The sequence below is a fragment of the Nonomuraea sp. NPDC003709 genome, from assembly GCF_040610775.1.
In the GTDB taxonomy this organism is placed as follows: Bacteria; Actinomycetota; Actinomycetes; order Streptosporangiales; family Streptosporangiaceae; genus Nonomuraea; species Nonomuraea angiospora_A.
On the sequence record NZ_JBEXMW010000099.1, the window covers coordinates 1 to 1,169 of the forward strand.

Below are 1,169 nucleotides of genomic sequence, written 5' to 3' on the forward strand. Positions count from 1 at the left end.
GTCAGCGTGGCGGCCTTGTCGAGGGTCTTGGCGGTGACCAGGTGCATCACGCCGTACCCGCCGTCGGCGCTCGGCTGGCCCTGGTGGCCGTCCAGGTGGGTCTCGGAGTAGGCCACCGAGACCAGCAGGTCACGAGGCACCTCATACGTCGAGGCCGCCTTGGTGAACGCGTCGGTCATCGGATCGGCGGCCGCCGCGCCGGCCGGCTGCCCCACCAGCATCGACAGGGGGATGACGGCGGCGCCGGTCAGGAGAATGCGCAGGTTCACGAGGGTTCAGCTCCCGCAGTGCTCGGACGGGCTGTTGTACGTGCTGGATCCGGCCTTGCCGCCCCACTTGACGCACTTGCCGGCGGCCGCGCCGCGCACCGGCCCGGCGTAGTACTCGAAGTTGCCGGTGTCGGTGGCCCGGGCCTTGCCCGCGACCTCCAGATAGGCCGTGGTGGCGGTGGCCTTGCCGAGCGAGGCCTTCTTGATCGTGGCCACGCAGTTGTTGCCGTTGGCGGAGTTGAAGGTCAGGTAGACCGTGCCGCTGGAGCCGAGGGCCGCCGAATCGATCACCTTGTAGCCGGCGCCGCACACGGACTCGGCGGTGTGCGGGTTGCCGGGGCTGCCGCCGCCGCACTTGTTCTTGGAGGTCACGCTGGCGTTCGGGTAGCCGAAGGTGGCGCCGTTGAAGGTGGCCTTGCGGATGTTGCTCGGGTAGCTGGTGCCCTGGCGGACCTCGTAGTGCAGGTGCGGGCTGATGTTGTTGCCGGGCTTGCTGGTGTTGCCGACCGTGCCGATCTTCTGGCCCTGGGTGACCTGGGCGCCGGCGGAGACCGAGCGCACGGTCAGGTGCGCGTAGTACGTGGTCCAGCCGCCACCGTGGTCGATCTTGACCAGGTTGCCGTAACCGTTGGTGGAGCCCTGGTGGGCCGAGATGACCACGGTGCCGGCCGCGGCGGCGACGACGGTGTCGCCACGGTCGGCGTCGGCGGTGCTGCCCCGGTTGAAGTCGATCTCGTACGACTTGTGCGCGCTGCTCCCGCTGGAGTTACCCGTCCAGGTCTGGCCGCAGGGGAAGGGGAGCTGGAAGCTCGGCGCCGCCAGCGTGGACACCGGCGGGACGTCCACCTGGTTGTCCGGGTTGCCCATCTCCCCCTCGTCCTCCTTCGACGAGGACGTCGG

Annotated in this window: 1 protein-coding gene and 1 pseudogene; both read right to left on the reverse strand. The window is 69.7% G+C overall.

Annotated features, from left to right (window positions below):
* A pseudogene (locus tag ABZX61_RS65880) lies at nt 1-269 on the reverse strand (nucleoside transporter); the annotation flags it as partial.
* Between the two features lie 6 nt (nt 270-275).
* A partial coding sequence (locus ABZX61_RS65885; protein ID WP_355213278.1) for a M23 family metallopeptidase occupies nt 276-1,169 on the reverse strand: 894 nt, incomplete at its 5' end.